Annotated in this window: 21 protein-coding genes; 11 read left to right on the forward strand and 10 right to left on the reverse strand. The window is 42.7% G+C overall.

Annotation, left to right across the window (positions count from 1 at the left end):
• Window positions 1-29: 29 nt before the first annotated feature.
• The 11 genes from gltB (at window position 30) to C7457_RS06690 (ending at window position 11,876) form a co-directional block, all read left to right on the forward strand.
• Entirely contained in the window at window positions 30-4,358 is a 4,329-nt protein-coding gene (gene gltB, locus C7457_RS06640; RefSeq protein WP_121171299.1) for a glutamate synthase large subunit, read from the forward strand.
• Between the two features lie 63 nt (window positions 4,359-4,421).
• Complete coding sequence (locus C7457_RS06645) at window positions 4,422-4,733, forward strand: hypothetical protein (protein WP_121171301.1); 312 nt, start codon at window positions 4,422-4,424, stop codon at window positions 4,731-4,733.
• On the forward strand, window positions 4,727-5,458 hold the full coding sequence (locus C7457_RS06650; protein ID WP_121171303.1) for a V0D/AC39 family V-type ATPase subunit: 732 nt from the start codon (window positions 4,727-4,729) through the stop codon (window positions 5,456-5,458). The genes C7457_RS06645 and C7457_RS06650 overlap by 7 nt, the downstream gene beginning before the upstream one ends.
• On the forward strand, window positions 5,445-6,536 hold the full coding sequence (locus tag C7457_RS06655) for a V-type ATPase 116kDa subunit family protein (protein ID WP_121171305.1): 1,092 nt from the start codon (window positions 5,445-5,447) through the stop codon (window positions 6,534-6,536). The genes C7457_RS06650 and C7457_RS06655 overlap by 14 nt, the downstream gene beginning before the upstream one ends.
• 65 nt (window positions 6,537-6,601) lie before the next feature.
• Complete coding sequence (locus tag C7457_RS06660) at window positions 6,602-7,204, forward strand: V-type ATPase 116kDa subunit family protein (RefSeq protein WP_121171307.1); 603 nt, start codon at window positions 6,602-6,604, stop codon at window positions 7,202-7,204.
• The gene (locus tag C7457_RS06665) at window positions 7,201-7,473 is read left to right on the forward strand and encodes an ATP synthase subunit C (RefSeq protein ID WP_121171309.1); all 273 of its coding nucleotides are present in this window, start codon (window positions 7,201-7,203) and stop codon (window positions 7,471-7,473) included. Before C7457_RS06660 ends, C7457_RS06665 begins: the two co-directional genes overlap by 4 nt.
• Window positions 7,470-7,766 (forward strand): V-type ATP synthase subunit F, encoded by a 297-nt coding sequence (locus tag C7457_RS06670; RefSeq protein WP_121171311.1) that lies wholly within the window; start codon window positions 7,470-7,472, stop codon window positions 7,764-7,766. Before C7457_RS06665 ends, C7457_RS06670 begins: the two co-directional genes overlap by 4 nt.
• Entirely contained in the window at window positions 7,744-8,271 is a 528-nt protein-coding gene (locus C7457_RS06675) for a hypothetical protein (RefSeq protein ID WP_121171313.1), read from the forward strand. Before C7457_RS06670 ends, C7457_RS06675 begins: the two co-directional genes overlap by 23 nt.
• A 1-nt stretch (window position 8,272) precedes the next feature.
• Complete coding sequence (locus tag C7457_RS06680) at window positions 8,273-9,967, forward strand: V-type ATP synthase subunit A (protein ID WP_121171315.1); 1,695 nt, start codon at window positions 8,273-8,275, stop codon at window positions 9,965-9,967.
• Window positions 9,964-11,283 carry a V-type ATP synthase subunit B gene (locus C7457_RS06685; RefSeq protein WP_121171317.1) on the forward strand — a complete coding sequence of 440 codons (1,320 nt, stop codon included), beginning with the start codon at window positions 9,964-9,966 and terminating at the stop codon, window positions 11,281-11,283. The genes C7457_RS06680 and C7457_RS06685 overlap by 4 nt, the downstream gene beginning before the upstream one ends.
• Window positions 11,280-11,876 carry a V-type ATP synthase subunit D gene (locus C7457_RS06690; protein WP_121171319.1) on the forward strand — a complete coding sequence of 199 codons (597 nt, stop codon included), beginning with the start codon at window positions 11,280-11,282 and terminating at the stop codon, window positions 11,874-11,876. The genes C7457_RS06685 and C7457_RS06690 overlap by 4 nt, the downstream gene beginning before the upstream one ends.
• A 41-nt stretch (window positions 11,877-11,917) precedes the next feature.
• Here the strand turns inward: C7457_RS06690 and rplQ are convergent, their stop codons facing one another.
• Genes rplQ through secY form a run of 10 tightly spaced genes read right to left on the reverse strand, consistent with a single transcriptional unit; the run spans window position 11,918 to window position 17,794 of the window.
• Entirely contained in the window at window positions 11,918-12,310 is a 393-nt protein-coding gene (rplQ, locus tag C7457_RS06695) for a 50S ribosomal protein L17 (protein WP_121171321.1), read from the reverse strand.
• Complete coding sequence (locus tag C7457_RS06700; protein ID WP_121171323.1) at window positions 12,310-13,260, reverse strand: DNA-directed RNA polymerase subunit alpha; 951 nt, start codon at window positions 13,258-13,260, stop codon at window positions 12,310-12,312. Before C7457_RS06700 ends, rplQ begins: the two co-directional genes overlap by 1 nt.
• Window positions 13,261-13,286: 26 nt before the next feature.
• A complete protein-coding gene (gene rpsD, locus C7457_RS06705; protein ID WP_121171325.1) occupies window positions 13,287-13,913 on the reverse strand; it encodes a 30S ribosomal protein S4 in 627 nt (208 codons plus the stop codon).
• A gap of 12 nt (window positions 13,914-13,925) precedes the next feature.
• Window positions 13,926-14,318: a 30S ribosomal protein S11 gene (rpsK, locus tag C7457_RS06710; protein ID WP_121171327.1), complete on the reverse strand. Its 393-nt coding sequence runs from the start codon at window positions 14,316-14,318 to the stop codon at window positions 13,926-13,928.
• A 16-nt stretch (window positions 14,319-14,334) separates the two neighbouring features.
• Complete coding sequence (gene rpsM, locus C7457_RS06715) at window positions 14,335-14,715, reverse strand: 30S ribosomal protein S13 (RefSeq protein WP_121171329.1); 381 nt, start codon at window positions 14,713-14,715, stop codon at window positions 14,335-14,337.
• Between the two features lie 11 nt (window positions 14,716-14,726).
• A complete protein-coding gene (gene rpmJ / locus C7457_RS06720) occupies window positions 14,727-14,843 on the reverse strand; it encodes a 50S ribosomal protein L36 (protein ID WP_013637834.1) in 117 nt (38 codons plus the stop codon).
• Between the two features lie 56 nt (window positions 14,844-14,899).
• Window positions 14,900-15,118 carry a translation initiation factor IF-1 gene (infA, locus tag C7457_RS06725; protein ID WP_121171331.1) on the reverse strand — a complete coding sequence of 73 codons (219 nt, stop codon included), beginning with the start codon at window positions 15,116-15,118 and terminating at the stop codon, window positions 14,900-14,902.
• Between the two features lie 12 nt (window positions 15,119-15,130).
• A complete protein-coding gene (gene map / locus C7457_RS06730) occupies window positions 15,131-15,901 on the reverse strand; it encodes a type I methionyl aminopeptidase (RefSeq protein ID WP_121171333.1) in 771 nt (256 codons plus the stop codon).
• 1 nt (window position 15,902) lies between these two features.
• The gene (locus C7457_RS06735) at window positions 15,903-16,466 is read right to left on the reverse strand and encodes an adenylate kinase (protein ID WP_121171335.1); all 564 of its coding nucleotides are present in this window, start codon (window positions 16,464-16,466) and stop codon (window positions 15,903-15,905) included.
• On the reverse strand, window positions 16,463-17,794 hold the full coding sequence (secY, locus tag C7457_RS06740; protein WP_121171337.1) for a preprotein translocase subunit SecY: 1,332 nt from the start codon (window positions 17,792-17,794) through the stop codon (window positions 16,463-16,465). Before secY ends, C7457_RS06735 begins: the two co-directional genes overlap by 4 nt.
• Window positions 17,795-17,805: the final 11 nt, after the last annotated feature.

A 17,805-nucleotide genomic window follows, 5' to 3' on the forward strand; every position in this document is an offset into this window, starting at 1 on the left:
TCTCATTAAAACAGGCGAAGGAGTTGTAAATGGCGAAATTTAAGGATAGCTGTGGAGTGGGTTTCATAGCATCTTTCAAAGGAGAGAGAAGCTACAGAATACTGGATAACGGACTAAGAGCAGTTTCAAACCTTACTCATAGAGGAGCAACTTTAGCAGACGGCAGAACCGGAGATGGCTCAGGTGTAAGTTTTCAAATTCCTCAGGAGTTTTTTATAAATGAAGCTAAAAGGATAGATGGAAAGGAGTTTAAAGAAGTAGCCGTTGGCTTCTTCTTTTTAAAAGGAGACGTTGAAAAGGCCCTTCAGAAAATAGTTAGCAAGACTAAAGAGACCTTAGGAGATGCAGTAGTTAGAGAAGTTCCGGTAAATAGGAATGAGTGTGGAGAGATTGCAAAACGTTCAATGCCGGAGTTTTTCCAGGTTATAGCTCCCTCAGGAGATTCCCTTGATATTTACCTGTTAAGGAGAAACCTTGAAAAGGAGTTAAAGGAAATTAACCCTGAAAACTACGTAGTTTCATTTTCAAAAGACCTTATAACTTACAAAGGAATGCTCCTTGCCCCTGACCTTAAAAGGTTCTATAAAGACCTTGAAAATGAGGAGTTTAAAACGTCATTTGCAATATTTCATCAGAGGTACTCAACGAATACGAATCCTGAGTGGAGACTTGCTCAGCCTTTAAGGTTAATAGCCCACAACGGTGAGATAAACACAATAACTGCAAACAGGAACTTTATAAAGACAATTGAACCTATTCTATCTCACCCAAAACTTGGAGAGAGAATCAAAGAGATCCTTCCACTAGTTGAGTTCAATGAGAGCGACTCAGCCTCCCTCGATAGAGTATTTGAGCTAATGGTCTCCTGCGGAATTGAACCAGAAGTTGCAATGACTATACTGATACCTCCCGCCTATGAACTACTGGACGACCTTCCTGATGAACTCAAGGCGTTCTTCCAGTATTCACTCTTACTGATGAAACCTTGGGACGGCCCCGCTGCAATAGCCTTTACCGACGGCAAAAAGGTTGGAGGAAAGCTTGACAGAAACGGACTAAGGCCTGCAAGGATCGTAATTACAGAAAGCGGCCTCGTTGTATTTGGAAGTGAAGTCGGAATGGTTGATATTCCAGAAGAGGAAGTTGAAGAGTTTGGAAGGTTACTTCCAGGAGAGATCTTCACCGTCAACACGGAAACGGGAGAGATTGAAGGAAACGAAGAGATTTTAAATAGATTAGCTTCCGAGTTTTCAGTTGAAAGGGAAGTCAGGAGGAAACTTTATAGGTTAAAAGGAATAAAGAAAGTTGAGCCTAAACCCAGTGAAAAACTTGAAGAAGAGTTAGTCAAGTACTGTTACTCTAAGGAGGAGCTCTCGGAAGTAGTTGAATACATGGCAGAAATGGGCAAAGAGCCGGTTTTCTCTATGGGAGATGACACACCGATTCCGAACCTCCTTAAAAGACCTTACCTCTTATTTAAACACTTTAAACAGAGGTTTGCCCAGGTAACTAACCCGCCAATTGACCCTATAAGGGAAAAGGCAGTAATGAGCCTTAAACTCAGACTCGGAGCAAAAGTTAACTTCCTGGAACTCTCGGGGAAGTTAAGGAGGAGAATCGAGATAGACTCTCCGCTCCTAACCCCTTCAGAAATTAAAGAGATAAGGGAGAGCTCTTTCGTAAACGTTAAAACCTTTAAGATGGAGTTTAACTCTTCACTAAGAGAAGGCCTTTACAAGCTCTTTGAAGAAGTTAAAACTTCAATTCTTGAAGAAAACACAGAAATAGTAATCCTATCCGATAAGGGAGTTAAACTTCCCATTCCTTCCCTCCTTGCAGTTTCCGGACTTTGCACCTTTTTAGAAAAGGAAAAGCTCCTACACAGGGTTTCAATAATTGTTGAAACTGGGGAAGTTAGAGATACCCACCAAACGGCAGCCTTAATAGCCTTTGGAGCTTCAGGAGTTCACCCTTATCTAGTTTTTGAGTACCTTAAAGCAAAGGAAGTTGAGTTAAACAAACCCTACAAAGAGCTTGAAAGGAACTATAAGGAAGCAATAAATGGAGGAATACTCAAGATAATGTCAAAAATGGGAATATCCGTCCTCTCATCGTACCACCGCTCACAGCTGTTTGACATTATCGGAATAGGAGAAGAAGTAGTAAATGAGTTCTTCCCAAATACAGCAACCCCCATCGGTGGAATCGGCCTTGAAGAAATTGAAGATGTAGTGAGGAGGAGAGTAAAAGAAGCTGAGAAAGTAAAGGAACCCCAGTTTTCAGGAGAGCTCAGGTTTAGACCAGGTGGAATTTATCACTCATGGAGTCCAAGAGTAGTTAGAGGAATATTTAAAGCCGCAAAGAGTGGAAGCTACGAAGAGTTTAAAGAGGTGGTTAAAGAGGTTGAGGAAAACCCTGTATTTCTGAGGGATTTACTGAAGATAGAATCGGACAGAGATTCTATTCCCTTAAGCGAAGTTGAACCTGTTGAATCGATAGTTAAGAGGTTAATTGTTCCGGGAATGTCAATCGGAGCTCTCTCAAAAGTTGCCCATGAAGTAATTGCTGAAGCTATGAACATACTAGGGAGTAAGAGCTGTTCAGGTGAAGGAGGAGAGGATCCTGAAAGGTACGGAACCATTAAGAACAGCAAAATTAAGCAGGTAGCATCAGGAAGATTCGGTGTAACACCCGCATACCTAGCTTCAGCAGAAGAAATTGAAATTAAAATAGCTCAGGGAGCAAAGCCTGGAGAGGGAGGACACCTCCCAGGTCACAAAGTGACTCCATACATAGCATCCCTTAGGTTCTCCATTCCCGGTGTAGCCCTAATTTCCCCTCCTCCCCACCACGACATCTACTCAATTGAAGACCTTGCACAGCTAATCTACGACCTTAAACTTGCAAACCCAAAAGCAAGGATTGCAGTAAAGCTCGTTTCAGAAGTTGGAGTAGGAACTGTAGCCTGTGGAGTGGCAAAGGCTAACGCAGATACGGTTCAGGTAAGCGGTGCCTGCGGAGGAACTGGAGCATCTCCACTCTCATCAATTAAAGGGGCAGGACTACCTTGGGAAATAGGCCTTTCAGAAACCCAGAAAGACCTGATAGAGAACGACCTAAGAGAAAGAGTTACTTTAAGGGTTGATGGGGGATTTAAAGTTGGAAGGGACGTTGTAATCTCAGCCTTGATGGGAGCAGAGGAGTTTGGTTTTGGAACTGCAGCTATGATTGCCGAAGGCTGCGTTATGGATAGGGACTGCCACACAAACCGCTGTCCCGTTGGAATAGCCACACAGGACGAAAAGAGAATAAAGAAGTTCAGAGGAGCCGTTGAGACGGTAGTCAACTACTTCAAGCTCGTTGCTGAGGACGTAAGGAGAATCCTTGCCCAGATGGGCTACAGGAGCTTAGATGAGATAATAGGAAGGGTAGATTTACTAAAGGAAAACAGAGAGCTTAAGGATAAGTTTCCTCTAGCAAGGAAATTAAACCTTAAACGGTTAACTCAGATTCCCGTTTACAGATTAAAGAGAAGAGGACTCCCTTACAATCCGATCTCCTCACCCCTTAATGAGAAGATAGTAAACGACGTCCTACCCTACATCAAGAAGGGTGAGAAAGTTAAAAAGGAATACCAGATAAGGAACACCGATAGGAGCGTCGGGGTAGCCCTTTCTTACCACATTATTGACCTGTTCGGAAATGAAGGACTACCAACTAACTTAGTTCACCTAAAGTTCAGAGGTGTTGCAGGTCAAAGCTTTGGAGCTTTCTTACCCTCTGGAGTAACGTTAGAGCTCATCGGAGAGGCCAACGATTACGTAGCAAAGGGCCTCGGCGGAGGAACTGTAATTTTAAGGTTCCCAGAAAAGTTTAAAGGAGAGCCTACGGAGAACGTAATAGCCGGAAACACGATTCTCTACGGTGCTACAGGTGGAACCCTCTTTGCAAGTGGGGTTGTCGGAGAAAGGTTCGCAGTTAGGAACAGTGGAGCAGTTGCAGTCGTTGAAGGTGCCGGACAGCACGCCTGCGAGTACATGGTTAGGGGAATAGTCCTAATCCTCGGGAAGGTTGGAAAGAACTTTGGAGCCGGGATGACCGGAGGAACTGCATTCGTCCTTGATCCAGAAATTGAGGAGAAGATAAATAAGGACTACGTTGAGGTAAGGAGATTAAATAGACAGGACATTGACGTTATTACTTCTCTCCTGATGAAACACTACAAGTTTACAAGGAGCTCCACAGCAGCAAGGATACTTGAAAATCGGGCTCTCCTTGAGAGCATAAGGAAAGTTATACCTATAGGAGTTAAAAAGCTTGAAGTTAAGGTATCTGGACCTGATAAACTACCAGACTAAATCGGGAGGAGTTCCACCCTCCTCCTAAATTTCTATTAAGTAACCTAATACTTGAGAGTAATAATGAAAAATAAAGCCATTGAGAAGCTACTGGAACTTGACAAAGAGGTTTACTCCTCTTTAGAAAGAGCTAAAAAGGAAGCGGAAGCCCTGATACAGCAGTATGAAAAGGAGGGAAACAGACTAATCAAAGATGCAGAAAGGGAAGCTAACAAGGTCATACAGGAAGAGAGGGAAAGGAGGAAGAGAGAACTTCAAAAGTTAAAGGCTGAGCTCTCCTTGAAACTTGAAGAGTTTAATAAGAAAATTAAAGAGATAGAGGTGAGCGTTATTATAGATAGGTGTCTGAACAGAATTAAGGGGAAGGTTTGTTAATAAGAACTGCCTCTTTAGGTAGATTAAACGCTGTTTGCAGAAGTATTATCTCAAACCTCTTAGGAACCGAACTCTTAAGAAAACTCGTAAAAACAGGCTCCTTAAAGGAAGTTTCTCAGATCTTAAAAGGAACTTCCTACTCAAAATTCATAATAGGTAGCAGTAAAAGTAAACTCTTAAAAGGAATAAACGACTACTTCTACTACTTACTTAACAAGCTATATAAAATCTACCCCTTGGAAGAGTTAAAGGAATTTTTCTTAGTTAGAGATAGGGGAATAGTCTTAGAAAAGGTCTTAAAGAACAAGGAGTTAAAAAATTTTGGACTGGTTTACGCCGATTTCCTCAACGTTATTACAGTCTTTAAGTATAGAATCATAGAAGGGCTAAGTGTAGAAAAAGTAGCACCATACCTGTTTACTAAAGGGAGTTTAAAGAACCTACTTCCTCAAATGTTAAGAGCTTCCAGTTTAAAAGAACTCTCACGAGTCCTTCCATTTCCAAAGGAACCTAAGAGCTATGGAGAGTTCAGGAAGGAAATATTTTTATTCCACGTAAGTTCCTTAAGGAAACTACTATTAGGATATCCCTTTAAGCCAGTTATCTCCTTCGTTATCTTAAGGTTAAAGGAAATCGAAAAGATGAACTTAACCGCCATCATTGAGGGAATCTCTGGGAACTTTAACAGAGAGGAAATAGAGGAGATGATAGTTGATATTTCCTGAAAAACTCCTTTACGCTGAGATAGAAGTGGAGAAGGATAAGGTAGAAGACGTTATATTCAGACTGGGAAAGTGGGGGTTCTTTCACCCGGATACTTCAAAGGAGAGCTCTCTACATTTCTTCAAGTACGAAAATCTCTTCTCCCAGATAAAGAGTATCTCCGATTTCTTAAACGTTTCCCTAAACCAACCCTACAGGGAAGTAAAAGTTGAAGCTCTAAAAGATAAGTTTTCAAACTTATACAGAAGAGTACTAAATCTGAAGGAAGAGCTGGCACAGTTAAATAGAGAAAAGGAGCTTGTCAACTTAGCAGATATGATAAATAGAGCTTTTGAAGGGAAAGTTTCTCAACTGGTTGAAAGTTTAAGGATAATTCCTTTTAAAGTCGGAACTTTAAAGAAGGAAGTCCTAAACAGTTTAATCATCTACCTAAAAACTGAAAACCTATACGGCATCTTTTCTCCCCTCTACCAAGGAGATACCGCAGTTTTAGTTTTTTCTCCTCCAGATAAAGAACATCTATTTGGAAAAATAGAGTCTTCTTTTAACGTAGCGTTTGTTCCTTCCAAGTACTTTAAAAGAGAGATAAAAGAAGAGGTAAACTTAAGAGAAAATAGAATAAGGGAGGAAATTGAGAAGTTAAAGAAACAGTATGAAAAAAAGTTAGCATCAATCTATACCTTTTTGAAAGTAAAACGCGAAATTTCAAAACTTATCTCATCAAGCACCAAGAGAAACGGAAAGAGAGTTTTAAAAGGTTGGATTCCCGAAAAGAAGAAGGAGGAGTTCTTAGACCTCCTGAAGGACTGCAAAGTTCGCTTCCTCCAGTCGGAGAAAATTCCTCCAACGCTTATTAGAACTCCGAAGTTCCTAAAACCTATAGAGGAAATTGTTTTTTCCTACAGCTATCCCTCTTACTACGACATAAATCCCGTTTTGCCATTTGTAGCAGTCTTTATCCTACTTTTTGGAATAATGTTTGGGGACATAGGCCACGGCCTCCTCCTCTCTACCGTTGCCCTCTTACTTGAGAAAAAGGGCAAAAAGGCTCTTGGAACCTATCGGGTATCTCATCGGTAGTCTTCGGAGCTCTCTACGGCTCAGCTTTCGGAAAGGAAATCTTCCACCCTATACTATTTTCCCCCTTGGAAAACGTTGAGTCACTCCTCATCTTCAGTATAGGAGTTGGAGTCCTAGTAATCTCTGTAGGATTTTTAATAAGTTTTTTCTCCTCCATCCATAGAGAAAACTTTGAACAGCTCCTCTTTAATGAAGAAGGAATCATCCCATTTGCAACTTACTGGCTCTCTCTTGGTATATTGATAAAAGCTTTAATTTTAAAAATGGATGTAAAGTTAGAACTCCTCATCCTCACAGTCCTCCTATTAACCTCCTTCATCTATACTGTTAGGAAAACAAAAAAATTTGCCACCTCACTTGTAGACACTCTAAGGGTTTTCATTGAGAACTTAATTAACACACTTTCGTTTATGAGGCTCGGGGCCTTTGCCCTTGCGCACGGAGCTCTCTTCTTCGCTATCTTCACAGTTGCTGACTCTGTTAAAAGCTGTAAAGGAGGAACTTTTATATACTGGTTAATAGTGATACTTGGAAACCTTGTTATAGTTGCTCTTGAAGGTTTAATAGTTACCATACAGGCCTTAAGGCTAAACTACTACGAGTTCTTCAAGAAGTTCTACAGAGGCGGAGGAAGACCTTTCAAACCTTTTAAACTGGAGGTTTCATGAGAGCTCTCCTAATCCTTACTCTGCTGCTCCTAGTTCCAAACGTTGCCTTAGCAGGCGATAAAGCGTGGGGATACATGGCAGCCGCCCTTTCCGTAGGACTCTCAACAGTCGCTGCAGGTATTGCAGTTGGACTTGTAGGCTCTGCTGCTATGGGAACCCTTGGAGAAAAGCCTGAGATGTCGGGAAGGGCCCTAATCTTCCTAGGATTAGCAGAAGGTATAGCAATCTACGGCCTTATAGTTGCAATCCTCATCCTGGGTAAGCTATGAAAGTTATCTTTATCGGAAACGAGAAAGAGTGTGCCGGTTTCAGGTTAGGCGGAGTAGAGACGGTTACTGTAAACAGCGAAAAAGAGTTTAGAGAAAAAGTTGAAGAGCTCATTTTAGATGAAAATACCGGAATACTAATTATTCCAGATAGGTTTTACACAACGTTCCTCCCTTTTTCAGAAACTCTTCGGAAGAGGGAAAGGCCTGTAGTTGTCTTTGTCCCATCCTTCAACGGAATCCACCTCAAAAGGGACTTAAAGGAGTTCCTCTATGGAATTTTGGGAATCGGGTAACTTTGAAGAGTTTAAGAAAGAGGTATTCAGAGAAGTTGAGAGAAAAAGAGAGGAAATCTTAGAGAACGCCAAGAGAAGAGCCATAGAGATATTGGAGAGGAAAAAGAGGGAAGCTGAACTCTTAAAGAGGGAGAAAATTAACGAGTCTCTAAAGAAGTTAGATGAGGAGTTTTCTACTAGAAGGAAGGAGATATTAGAACTTTTTGAAGACCAAGTAAAAAGAGCCACTGAAAGCCTTACAAAGGAACTCCTATCCAAACTCTTAGAGGAAATGGACATTACTCTCCTCTTTAAGTGTTTTAAGGATAAAGTCCTTAGAAAACATAAGAAGGGAAAATTTTACGTTAACTGTCAATTTAAAGATTACTTCCCCAACTTTGAATGTTTCAATGAAAAAAACATCCTGTTTAAATTTGAGGGAGAAAACGTAAGCGTAGTCCTAGATATAGACGAGATAGAGGAAATCTTAGAGAGAGAGGTTCAAAAGCTTTTAAAGGGAGTATAGCTTGGGAAGGATTGTAAAAGTCTCCGGCCCGGTTGTTGAAGTTGAAATAGAGAAGGGAGAGAAACCTTTCCTCTTTAAAGTTGCAAGGGTTGGAAATCTATCTTTAACTGGAGAAGTTGTCTCTATTGCAAAAGGAAGAGCCACAGTTCAGGTTTACGAAAGAACCGAAGGTTTAAAAGTTGGAGAAAGGGTTTCCTTTGACGGCAAAATGCTCTCTATTATCCTAGGCCCAGGCATATTGGGAAAAATCTTAGACGGACTGGGAAGGGTCCTTCCCTTTTCGGGAGAGAGAATTGAAAGGGGAAGGGGAAGGCGATTTTTTCCAGAGGGAGAATTTGAGTTTAAAGCGAAGGTTAATGCAGGAGAATGGGTAAAGGAAGGTCAAATTTTAGGCTTTGTAGAGTTAAAAGGTTTTAATTACAAAATCCTTTCTCCGGTCGCGGCCGAAGTGAAGGAGATAAAAAGTGGAAGAGTTTCACCTAAGGAGCCGGTAGCGAGGGTCGGAAATAGGGAAGTCTTCGTATTTGAAGAAAGGGCAGTTAGGATACCTTCATCCTTCAAAAATAGAGTTGAAGTAAAAGAACCGTTACTTACAGGCCAGAGAATCATTGACTTCCTGTTTCCAATAGCAAAAGGAGGTTCTGCCTCTATCCCAGGAGGATTTGGGACTGGAAAAACTGTCTTACAGCAAACCCTCGCAAAGTGGTGTAACGCAGACGTTATCGTCTACATAGGCTGCGGAGAAAGGGGAAATGAAATGACTGAAATACTAAAAGAGTTCCCCAAGTTAAAAGACCCTTACACGGGAAGATCCTTAATGGAAAGGACCGTTTTAATAGCCAATACCTCAGACATGCCGGTCTCTGCAAGGGAATCTTCCATCTACCTTGGAATTACAGTAGCAGAATACTTCAAAGACATGGGATATTCTGTCGCAGTTATGGCCGATTCAACGTCCAGATGGGCCGAAGCTATGAGGGAAATTTCAGGAAGGATGGGAGAACTTCCAATAGAAGAGGGATTCCCCGCCTCCCTATCTTCAAAGATAGCATCTATATACGAAAGGGCAGGAGCTTTCCTAAGGGGAAGTGTAACGATTATAGGAGCAGTCTCTCCCCCGGGAGGAGATTTCTCCGAACCTGTTACAAGACACACTAAAAGGTTCACGGGAGCCTTTTGGGCACTCGATAGAGAATTAGCAAGTTCTAGGTTTTATCCTGCAGTAAACCCTTTCAATAGCTATAGCAGGTACGCCCAGTTTATCAAAGACTGGTGGAACAGGTTGGGAGATTACGAGTCCCTTAGGAACTGGATGGTTGAAACCCTTCAAGAAGGAGAGAGACTTGAAAAGCTGGTAAAGCTCCTCGGAAGGGAATCTCTACCGGAAGACCAGAAACTAAAGTATGAAGAGTTTAACCTGATAAAGGAAGCCTTCTTAAGACAAAATGCCTTTGATCCCGTTGACTGTTACTCGTCTCCAAAGAAACAAATCCTCATGGCTGAGGTCCTCAGAAAAGTTTCAAACTGGTGGCACAAGGTCTTCAAAAAGAGAGGTATTCCCGTAGACAAAATAGTTTCCCAACCGGTTATTTCAAAAGTTCTAAAGATGAAAATGGAAGTAGATGAGGAACACCTAGAGGAGTTTGAGGAGTTAAAAAGGGAGATAGCAGAAGTCTACGAGGAGTTTTTAAGGTGAAAGAGTACTACAGAGGAATTGAATCACTGAAAGAACAGCTAGTTTTCTTTAAGAGCTCCACTATCAAGCCAGCCTTCGGAGAGAGAGTCTTTGTAAAGTGGAAAGGAAAGGAAGTTCCTGGCAGAGTAATAGAAATCAATGAGAAGTTAACTCTTATAGAGATTCTGGGAGACTCTTCTGGTATCTCAAGGGATGCCTTGGTAAGGTTTACAGGACAGATGTTTACTGTGCCGGTTTCAGAAGAAATGGTAGGTAAGAGCTTTAACGCTTACGGAGAAGAGCTAAAGACAGGAAGAAAGTTTATCGGCAGAGAAGTTGAAGTTTACAGAAAACCTATAAATCCCTTCTTTAGGGAGTACCCGAAAGAACCCATAGTTACAGGCTTTTCTGCAATAGATGGATTAAACGTCCTGGTAAAGGGGCAAAAGTTACCGATTTTTGCAGTGTCCGGAGTAGAAACAGAAGATCTAGTCATCAACCTCGTCAACAGTATTCAAACGGAGAAAACGTTAACTGTTTTAGGAATTATAGGTTTAAAGAACGAAATCGTTGACTACTTACTTAAAAGGATCTCTGGAAACACAATAATATTTGTAGCAAAAGCATCAGACCCACCAGCTGCTCAAGTTCTACTACCAAGAACTACCCTTACCGTAGCGGAGTTCTTTGCGTTTGAAAAAGGAGTTGACGTTGTTGTTGTCCTCTTTGATATGACAAACTACTGTGACTCTTTAAGGCAAATCTCATCTAAACGGGAAGAGATTCCAGGTAGGAAGGGATACCCCGCCTACATGTACAGCGACCTTGCCTCAATCTACGAAAGGGCGGGACTCATAAAGGGGAAAAAAGGCTCCCTCACTATGATTCCCGTCCTTACAATGCCAGATGACGACATTACTCACCCTATTCCTGACCTCACAGGTTACATAACCGAAGGACAGCTAGTTCTAGACAGAAAACTACACAAGCAAAACGTTAAACCGCCAATAGACATTCTTTTATCCCTATCAAGGTTAATGAACGACGCAGTAGGACCTTTTCACAGAAGGTTTGCCTCTCAGCTCTACTCTGCCTACGCAAAGTTCAAGACAGTTGAGAAATTGGCCTCTATAATAGGGGAATGCGAGCTAGGAGAAGTTGAGAGGAAATACCTTGAGTTTGGAAGGAGGTTCTTAAGGGAGTTTATAAACCAGAAAGAGGGAGAGAGGAGAAGCCTTGAGAAGACCTTCAGGATCGGACTGGAGCTCCTATCTCTCTTACCTGAGAGTGAACTCACTCAACTCAAAAAGGAAGATTTAAAAAGGCTAAAGAGATGATAAAGAGCAGAACAGAGCTCTTAAAACTCAAAGAAGAGAAGGAATTTTTAGAAGAGGGTAAAAGGATTTTTGAAGAAAAGAGAAACATTCTTTTAAAGGAAGTTATGAAAATCGTTGATGAAATAGAGGAAAAGAGGAAGAGGCTAAACGTTAAAGTTTTAGAAGGTTATAGAAACCTTTCAAAGGCTATTATGGAAACCGGGGAAGAGAGGCTCTTAAAGGAAAAGTCTAAAGGAGGAAAGATAAACTTAAACGTAAAGAAAATTGTTTTCGCCGGAGTTGTCCTTCCAAAAGTTACTTATGAGTTTAAAAAGGAAGTTTCAATAGATAGAGAAGATGTCATCTTCGTTAAGGTTGCAGAAAAGATCTTTAGAGAAGTTGTAGAGCTAATACTGGAAATTGCAGAGCTTGAGATGAAGGGCTGGAGAATGGCAGAGGAGATAAAGAAAACAACAATAAGAATAAACGCAATAGAGAACTTCTACCTTCCAGACTACAAATTAAAGATAAAGAGAATAGAAGAAGACTTGGAAGAAGAGGAGAGGAACTCAATTGCCCTCCTTAAGAGCTGGCGCTTGGCCAGAAAAAAATAAAAGCCCCCAAGAAGGGGCCTATTACCGACAGAAAAGACCAACTACTCGGCAGAAGCTTCTTCCTCTTCCTTTTGACCACTCTCAACAAGCATTACAATTGCTGTTGGAGCAGCATCTCCCTTTCTAAAGTGGTAGTGAAGGAGCCTCGTATAACCGCCGTTTCTGTTTTTGTACTTTGGAGCAATTTCGTTAACAACTTTGTAGGCAATATCCTTCTTAGTAACTATCTCAAGGACTTCCCTTATCGCCTTTACCTTATCTTCCTGCTTGGCCTTTGTAATTACTCTATCGGCAAGCCTTCTAAGCTCTTTTGCCCTAGCAACAGTTGTAACTACTTTTCCGTGTTCCATAAGGTCGGTTACCAAGTTCCTAAGCATAAGAATTCTATGCTCGGTAGGCCTTCCCAACTTCTTTCCCTTTATTCTATGCCTCATTACTCACCACCTCCTAATTCAAGTCCGAGGGAAGATAAGAACTTCTCAATATCAGCTATTGACTTCTTACCAAGACCTTTAAGGGCTTCTAGTTCCTTCTTTGTAAGCTTAACGAGATCTCCTACTGTCTCTATTCCGTGCTCTTTTAGGACTTTAAGAGCTCTTCCACTAAGACCAGCTTCCTCAAGGGTCTTTGAAAGAAGCTCAGAAGTGCCTTCCTTCTCCTCCTCCACAGTCTCAACTGCAAAGAGGGCCTCAACTAGCTTGTCTCTAACAAGTGCAAAGTGGTCAATTAGGATATTAGCAGCCTTAACTACAGCATCCTTAGGAGAGATACTTCCATCAGTCCAGATCTCAAAGATGAGCTTGTTGTAGTCTGTTCTCCTTCCTACCCTAGTATCCTCAACCTTATAGGCAACCTTCTTTATGGGAGAGAAATCTGCATCAAGGGGAATCCAACCGATTGTAGTAATGTCAAAGACTTCCTGAATATCCTCTGAGAGGACAAAACCCTTTCCTTTGTCAATCCTTAAGTGGATTTCAATTTCTGAATTCTCGTTATCAAGGGTTGCAATTTCCTGATCGGGAGTAAGGAGTTCTACCTGAGATGGTATGTCAAAGTCCTTAGCATAGACCTTCCCAGGTCCGCTCTTCTTGAGCTCAATGAATACCGGTCCCTCTCCGTGAAGGACGAACCTTAACTTTTTTATGTTGAGAACGATCTCAGTTACGTCTTCAACAACACCAGTAAGGGTTGTAAACTCGTGGTAAGCCCCTTCAAACTTAACTGCAGTTGGAGCCGCTCCTTCAATAGAGGAGAGGAGAACTCTCCTTAAAGCGTTTCCAACCGTAATACCGTACCCCTTTTCAAGGGGTTCTACTACAAAACGGCCGTAAGTATCTGTATGCTCCTCCCACTGGAACTTTTCGGGAGTTATAAATTCAACCATTACCTTCCTCCAATTCAGGTTAGCGATTACTTGGAGTAGAGCTCTACGATTAGGTGCTCCTCAACGGGGATTTCAACCTCTTCCCTTGTAGGTTCAGCCTTAACGATTCCCTTAAAGTTCTCAGCATCAAGTTCAAGCCAGGAAGGTATTCCTCTCCTCTGAGCAAGCTCCATTCCTTCCTTAATTTGAGGAATATCCCTGCTCTTCTCCTTAACCTCAATAACATCTCCAGGCTTAACAAGGTACGAAGGCCTGTCTACCTTCTTACCGTTAACTAGAATGTGGCCGTGAACTACAAGCTGCCTTGCATGCCTGTGGGACTTACCGAAACCGAGCCTGTAAACTACGTTATCAAGTCTACTTTCAAGGAGCTTAAGGAGGTTCTCACCAGTCTGGCCCCTCATCCTCTCGGCCATCTCATAGAAACGCCTAAACTGTCTCTCCCTTACTCCGTAGTAATACTTAACCTTCTGCTTCTCCATTAACTGACGGCCGTAATATGAAATCTTCCTCCTTGAACGGCCGTGCTGTCCCGGAGGGAAAGGACGCCTGTCAAGAATTGACTTCCCTTTCTGAGACTTTTCTTCACCAACGTATATGTTAACGCCAAGCCTTCTTGCAATACGCCACTTTGGACCTGTATACCTACCCATCTACTACCTCCGTTAAACCCTTCTTCTCTTTGGTGGTCTGCAACCGTCGTGGGGGATTGGAGTAACATCTCTAATTACTTTAACGTTCAAACCAGCAGCAGCAATGGCCTTAATTGCCGTCTCCCTTCCGCCACCGTTACCCTTAATCCTTATCTCAACATCCTTAACACCGAACTCCTTCATAGCCCTCTGAGCCGCCTTTGTAGCAGCAAGCTGGGCGGCGTAAGGAGTACTCTTTCTCGTTCCCTTAAAACCGACTGTTCCACCACTTTCCCAGCAGAGGGTATTCCCCTCTTTATCTGTGAAAGTAATGATTGTATTGTTGAAAGTTGTCTGAATGTGAGCTATTGCAAAACCAACTGTTCTCTTCTGCTTCTTCTTACCGCCTCTCTTAGGCCTTGCCATCAATTACCTCCTTCAATTACTTCTTAGGAGCCTTTTTCTTACCAGCAACTGTCTTCCTTGGCCCCTTCCTCGTCCTAGCGTTTGTCCTCGTCCTCTGTCCCCTTACGGGAAGGCCGAGTCTGTGACGAACTCCACGGTAGCACCCGATCTCTATCAGGCGCTTAATGTTCATTGCAATCTCTTTCCTAAGGTCACCCTCAACCTTGTACTCAGTCTCAATGATCTTCCTTATCCTAGCAATCTCATCCTCGGTTAGGTCCTTTACCCTCTTCTCAGGGTCAACACCGGCCTTTTCACAAATCTTAAAGCCGCTCTTAATCCCTATCCCGTAGATGTAAGCAAGAGAGTAGGGAACCTTCTTATTGTCAGGAATGTCAACTCCTGCTATCCTTGCCACAGCATTCCTCCTTACTTACCTTGTCTTTGCTTGTGTTTAGGGTTTTCACAGATAACCCTAACAACACCTTTTCTCTTGATGATCTTGCACTTGGGACAGATCTTCTTTACAGACGGCCTTACCTTCATCTGCTACCTCTCCTTTTAGTTTTCGTGCCTCCAGCCGCGGTATAAAAAAGGGACGGTTAGCCTTTCCTGTAAATAATCCTTCCCCTCGTTAAATCGTAGGGACTAAGCTCAACGACCACACGGTCGCCTGGCAGAATCCTGATAAAGTGAACCCTCATTTTACCTGAAGCGTGGGCAAGAACTTGGTGCCCGTTATCAAGCTCAACCTTAAAGTAAGCGTTAGGGAGAGCCTCAATAACCTTTCCTTCTACCTGAATACCTTTCTCCTTAGCCATGCCTTATCTCCCTTAAATTGCGGACATAATTATAGTCCCATCTTCAGTAATAGCAATATCGTGCTCAAAGTGAGCAGAGAGTTTACCGTCTTTAGTAACGACGGTCCAGCCATCCCTCTTTACTTTGACCTTTCCCGTTCCTTCGTTAACCATAGGTTCAACTGCAAAGGTCATACCAGGTTCCAGCGTTATGTCTGGATAACCCTTATAGACGTAGTTGGTTATCTGAGGTTCCTCGTGAAGGGAACGGCCAATACCGTGACCGGCATATCCCCTTGTAACGTTAAAACCATGTCTCTCAACGAACTTCTGAATAGCCCTTGAAATATCTATCAGCTTACCGCCAACCTTAGCAGCCTCTATTCCCTTATATAGAGACTCCCTTGTAACGTCTATTAACTTTTGAGCTCTCTCCGATATCTTACCTACACCAATAGTTAAGGCAACGTCTCCAATCCAACCGTCAACAACGGCTCCAAAGTCAAGTGATACTATATCCCCTTCCTTAAAAACTTTATCCTTTGTCGGAAGGCCGTGAACTACCTCCTCATTCACAGAAACACAGATAGCCCCAGGGAAGCCTCCGTAGCCGAGAAAAGCCGGTTTAACCCCGTACTCTTTACAGTAACTACGGGCAAGTTTGTCTATATCAAGGGCTGAAATTCCAGGAGCAACCTCCTCAGCAACCTTCATGAGGATTTCCATAGTCGTTGCAGCAGCAGTTCTGAGCTTAGAAATCTCTTCAGGAGTTTTAAGGATTATTCCGTGCCTAGTTCTCCTCAATCTACTCTCCTAAACCTAGAGCTTCCTCTATCTTCTTAGTGATTTCGTCAATTTCACCAACGCCGTAAATTTCTGCAAGTAAACACTTTTCAGCATAGTAGTCAATCAGGGGAGCAGTCTGCTCCCTGTAGACTTTAAGCCTATTTCTAATAACTTCTTCGGTGTCGTCTGCCCTTCCCCTTGCAAGAAGCCTTTTAACAATCTCCTCATCGTCAACGTTGAGGTAAATAACCCTATCAAGGGGCATGTTAAGTTCAGATAAAAGTTGATCAAGGGCTTCAGCTTGCTTCAAAGTCCTCGGAAAGCCATCAAGGATAAACCCTCTCTCCCTTATATCAGGCTGAGAGAGCCTCTCCCTAATTATTCCGATAATTACCTCATCTGGAACGAGCTCTCCTCTATCCATGTAGCTCTTTGCAAGCTGCCCAAGCTCCGTTCCCTCTTTAACTGCAGCCCTTAAAATGTCCCCTGTTGAGATGTGGGGAACGTTGTACTTTTCAGCTATCCTAACAGCTTGAGTGCCCTTTCCTGCACCGGGAGGACCTAAGAAAACAACCTTTATCACTTTGCACCTCCAGCAAGCCTGAATTTCCTCTGCCTTCTACCGAGGAAACCCTCATACGAGAGCATTAAAGAGAAGGCCTCCATCCTTTTAATCGTATCCAGTGCAACACCGACGACGATTAAGATTGCCGTTCCGCCGAAGTAGAAGGGAAGTTTCATCTGCTGAGTTATCAAGAGAGGAAGTATTGCAACTAAAGTAAGGAAAACAGCACCAGCAAAGGTTAAACGGGAAACTATCCTATCAAGGTACTGGGCTGTTTCTGCACCGGCCCTGATACCGGGAATAAAACCACCAGCTTTATTAAGGTTTTCTGCAATCTCTTCCGGGTTAAAGACGATTGCAGTATAAAAGTAGGTAAAGAAGAAGATTAGACCCCCATAGACCACTATGTAAAGGGGAGTTCCGGGCTGAAGTAAGTCGTAAACCTTTTGAGCTATAGGGTGGTGAATAAACTTAACAACAGTTGCCGGAAACATTAAAACTGAAGCTGCAAAGATGATTGGAATGACACCTGCTGGATTAAGCTTTATTGGAAGGTAGCTTGCATACCTTCCAACTGAACGGCTACCAACGGCTCTCCTTGCGTACTGTAGAGGAACCCTTCTTTCGGCCTCCTGAATGTAGACTATTGCAGCTATCATAAGGAGGATAATCGTAACTACGGCAATCACCTTGAATAACGACATATCTCCATTTTTAACCATAGTTAAGGTAGTAATAACAGCACTTGGAACTCTAGAGACGATTCCGGCAAAAATCAGAAGGGACATTCCGTTCCCTATTCCCCTCTCAGTTATCTTCTCTCCGAGCCACATCAGGAAAGTGGAACCGGCCGTCAACGTAGTAACTGTAACGAAAAGGAAGGTAAGTCCGGGATTAGGAACTACCGGAACCCCCGAAGGGCTTGTCATACTCTGTAAACCAATTGAAATTCCAAGGGACTGAATAAAAGCAAGCAGAACCGCACCGTAGCGGGTGTACTGGTTAATCTTTCTCCTTCCGTACTCTCCCTCTTCCTTAGCAAGTTTCTCTATTGAGGGAATTGCTACAGTTAAAAGCTGCATGATAATTGCAGCACTAATGTAGGGCATAACGCCCAGAGCAAAAACCGTAAGCTTACTGAGGGCCCCTCCGGAGAAGACGTCCATCATACCAAAGACGGTTCCCTGAGCCTTCTGGAAGAACTCCATTAAGGCGTTAACGTTTATACCGGGAACGGGAATGTGGGCCCCAAGCCTATAAACTGCAAGAATTATTAGCGTAAAAATAAAACGGCGCCGGAGCTCCGGCACCTCAGTAACATTGGCAACTATCTTGGCAAGGTTCATAAAGCACTCCC

It is taken from the genome of Thermovibrio guaymasensis (genome assembly GCF_003633715.1).
In the GTDB taxonomy this organism is placed as follows: Bacteria; Aquificota; Aquificia; order Desulfurobacteriales; family Desulfurobacteriaceae; genus Thermovibrio; species Thermovibrio guaymasensis.

Excerpts from the sequence above, each read along its gene's own strand:
- rpmJ (WP_013637834.1), bottom strand. The coding sequence starts at position 14,843 with ATGAAGGTAAGGCCGTCTGTAAAGAAGATCTGTCCCAAGTGCAAGATC.
- C7457_RS06665 (WP_121171309.1), top strand. The coding sequence starts at position 7,201 with ATGAGAGCTCTCCTAATCCTTACTCTGCTGCTCCTAGTTCCAAACGTT.
- C7457_RS06690 (WP_121171319.1), top strand. The coding sequence starts at position 11,280 with ATGATAAAGAGCAGAACAGAGCTCTTAAAACTCAAAGAAGAGAAGGAA.
- infA (WP_121171331.1), bottom strand. The coding sequence starts at position 15,118 with ATGGCTAAGGAGAAAGGTATTCAGGTAGAAGGAAAGGTTATTGAGGCT.
- secY (WP_121171337.1), bottom strand. The coding sequence starts at position 17,794 with ATGAACCTTGCCAAGATAGTTGCCAATGTTACTGAGGTGCCGGAGCTC.
- C7457_RS06670 (WP_121171311.1), top strand. The coding sequence starts at position 7,470 with ATGAAAGTTATCTTTATCGGAAACGAGAAAGAGTGTGCCGGTTTCAGG.
- rpsK (WP_121171327.1), bottom strand. The coding sequence starts at position 14,318 with ATGGCAAGGCCTAAGAGAGGCGGTAAGAAGAAGCAGAAGAGAACAGTT.
- rpsD (WP_121171325.1), bottom strand. The coding sequence starts at position 13,913 with ATGGGTAGGTATACAGGTCCAAAGTGGCGTATTGCAAGAAGGCTTGGC.
- C7457_RS06645 (WP_121171301.1), top strand. The coding sequence starts at position 4,422 with ATGAAAAATAAAGCCATTGAGAAGCTACTGGAACTTGACAAAGAGGTT.
- C7457_RS06700 (WP_121171323.1), bottom strand. The coding sequence starts at position 13,260 with ATGGTTGAATTTATAACTCCCGAAAAGTTCCAGTGGGAGGAGCATACA.
- gltB (WP_121171299.1), top strand. The coding sequence starts at position 30 with ATGGCGAAATTTAAGGATAGCTGTGGAGTGGGTTTCATAGCATCTTTC.
- rplQ (WP_121171321.1), bottom strand. The coding sequence starts at position 12,310 with ATGAGGCATAGAATAAAGGGAAAGAAGTTGGGAAGGCCTACCGAGCAT.
- C7457_RS06675 (WP_121171313.1), top strand. The coding sequence starts at position 7,744 with ATGGAATTTTGGGAATCGGGTAACTTTGAAGAGTTTAAGAAAGAGGTA.